Source organism: Inquilinus sp., from assembly GCF_057815775.1.
Window position 1 is genome coordinate 1 of the sequence record NZ_JBYRFX010000612.1, and the last position, 2,510, is coordinate 2,510.

Annotated in this window: 3 protein-coding genes; 1 reads left to right on the forward strand and 2 read right to left on the reverse strand. The window is 71.2% G+C overall.

Annotated features, from left to right (window positions below):
* A partial coding sequence (locus AC3XYG_RS21435) for a hypothetical protein (protein ID WP_489141900.1) occupies positions 1-223 on the forward strand: 223 nt, incomplete at its 5' end.
* Positions 224-566: 343 nt separating this feature from the next.
* On the opposite strand, the gene AC3XYG_RS21440 is transcribed toward AC3XYG_RS21435, so the two are convergent.
* Positions 567-1,574, reverse strand: coding sequence for an ABC transporter ATP-binding protein (locus AC3XYG_RS21440; protein ID WP_489141901.1), 1,008 nt, complete (start codon positions 1,572-1,574; stop codon positions 567-569).
* Positions 1,571-2,510: ABC transporter ATP-binding protein (locus AC3XYG_RS21445; RefSeq protein ID WP_489141902.1), on the reverse strand; the 940-nt coding region annotated here is incomplete at its 5' end. The genes AC3XYG_RS21440 and AC3XYG_RS21445, both read right to left, overlap by 4 nt.

The window sequence follows — 2,510 nt, forward strand, 5'->3', positions numbered from 1 at the left end:
GATCGCGGAGCTGGTGGAGGTCACCCCGGCAGAGATCGCGGTGGAGACGCTGTCCCGGTATTGGGGATATCCGCCACGGGTGAAGCGCTGGCTGGAAGCGGCGGACAAGACCCTGGAGAGGATGGGCGTCGTGCCGCCGGAGGACGACGAGCCCTGGCCGGGGGATCCGCCCGAATTCCATGCCGGCAGCAGCCGCAGTCCAAAGCCGCCGGATACGGGGTGATCGCACTCTCCCTTGTTGTCATTGCCGTCCTCGGACTTGATCCGAGGGTTGACCCGGCAATCCAGGAGATGTCGACAGTCTCTGGATGCCCGGATCAGGTCCGGGCATGACAGGCAGGGGTGGAAGTGCGGGTCCGCCAACGCGAGCCCGACCACCGAGTGTTTCGCCTCTCCTGCCCCGCGGGAGGGGCCGAAGGTGTTGGCGCCTCCCCAACACCGTCATCGCGAGCGCAGCGAAGCGATCCATCGCGCCGCCCGAGCGGCACCAGCCTGGATCGCCACGGCGCTGCGCGCCTCGCGATGACGGTGATGGAAGGGCGGCATCAGCACCCCGAACCGCCCCACTACGCCGCGGCCCGGTCGCGCCCTTCCTGGACGGCGTGGCAGGCGACCAGGGCGCTGCCGGCGGCGATGGGCTGCGGCACCTCCTGCCGGCAGCGGTCGTTGGCCAGCGGGCAGCGCGGATGGAACGCGCAGCCGGGCGGCGGCGCGATCGGGCTGGGGATCTCGCCCTCCACTATCTTGCGCGGCCGGCCGGTCATCTCCAGGTCCGGCAGCGCGTCGAGCAGCATGCGGGTGTAGGGGTGGCGCGGCCCCCGGAACAGGTCGGCGGTCGGCGCCAGCTCGACCATGCGGCCGAGATAAACCACGCCGATCCGGCCGGCCATGTGCTTCACCACAGCCAGATTGTGGCTGATGAACAGATAGGTCAGGCCGAACTGGTCCTGCAGATCCTTCATCAGGTTCAGGATCTGGGCCTGGACCGAGACGTCGAGCGCCGAGGTCGGCTCGTCGCAGACGATGAAATCCGGCTTCGACGCCAGCGCCCGGGCGATACAGATGCGCTGGCGCTGGCCGCCGGAGAATTCATGCGGGAATTTGCGGCCGTCGCGGGCGTCGAGCCCGACCCGCTGCAACAGTTCGGCCACCCGGGCCGCGACCCCGGCGCCGGAGGCCAGGCCGAAGGCGCGGATCGGTTCGGCGACGATGCGGTCGACCCGCCAGCGCGGGTTCAGGCTGGCATAGGGGTCATGGAAGATCATCTGGATCCGCCGCCGCAGCTTGGCCAGTTGCGGCTTCTTGGTCGGGTCGGCCAGGTCCAGCCCGTCGATCAGCACGGCGCCGTCGCTGGGCGGCAGCAGCCCCACCACCATGCGGGCGATGGTGGATTTGCCGGAGCCGGATTCGCCGACCAGGGCGACGGTCTCGCCCCGGCCGATGGTGAAGCTGACATCCTGCACCGCCTTCAGCGTCAGCCGCGGCGCGCCGCCCAGCACCCGGCCGAGCCAGGGCTGCGACAGGTCGAACCGGCGGTGCAGCGCCACGACCTCGACCAGAGCGTCCCGCGTCATGCCCCCTCTCCTTCCGCCGCCAGCCAGCAGGCCGCCGCCCCCGGCCCGGTCGCGATCAGCTCCGGCCGGTCATGGCGGCAGCGCTCGAACACCACGGGGCAGCGCGGGTTGAAGGCGCAGCCGGCCGGGATGGCGTCCAGCCGCGGCATCGCGCCGGGGATCTGCTGCAGCCGGGCGCCGGGGCCGATATCGGCCGTGACATCCAGCGTCGGGATCGAGCCCATCAGCCCGCTGGTGTAGGGGTGGTGCGGGTGCTTGATGACGGCCCGCACCGGCCCGATCTCGGCGATCCGGCCGGCATACATCACCGCCACCCGGTCGGCGGTCTCGGCGATCACGCCCATGTCGTGGGTGATCAGCATGACCGCCGTGCCGCGTTCGCGGCACAGCCGCTTCAGCACCGCGATCACCTGGGCCTGGACCGAGACGTCGAGCGCCGTGGTCGGCTCGTCCGCGATCACCAGCTCCGGCTCCGCCGCCAGGGCCAGGGCGATCACCACGCGCTGGCGCATGCCGCCGGAGAATTCATGCGGATAGGCATCGATCCGCGCCGCCGCGGCCGGGATGCCGACCTCCTCCAGCAGCCCGATCGCCTTGCGCCGGGCGGCGTCGCGGTTGAGGGCGAGATGGGTGGTGATGGTCTCGGTCAGCTGCCGGCCGACGGTGTAGAGCGGGTTCAGGCTGGTCAGCGGGTCCTGGAAGATCATGCCGATGCGCCGGCCGCGGATCCGCCGCATCGCCTCCGGCTTCAACCCGTCGATCCGTTCGCCCTTCAGCCGGATCTCGCCGCCGGCAATGCGGCCGGGCGGGTCGATCAGCCCGATCACGGCGGTGCCGGTGATCGACTTGCCGGCGCCGGATTCGCCGACCACGCCCAGCACCTCGCCCGGCGCGATGTCGAAGGACACGCCGTCGATCGCGGTCAGCAGGCCGCGG

Bases quoted from the DNA above. Each gene is read 5' to 3' on its own strand.
- AC3XYG_RS21440 (WP_489141901.1), bottom strand. From the start codon at position 1,574: ATGACGCGGGACGCTCTGGTCGAGGTCGTGGCGCTGCACCGCCGGTTC.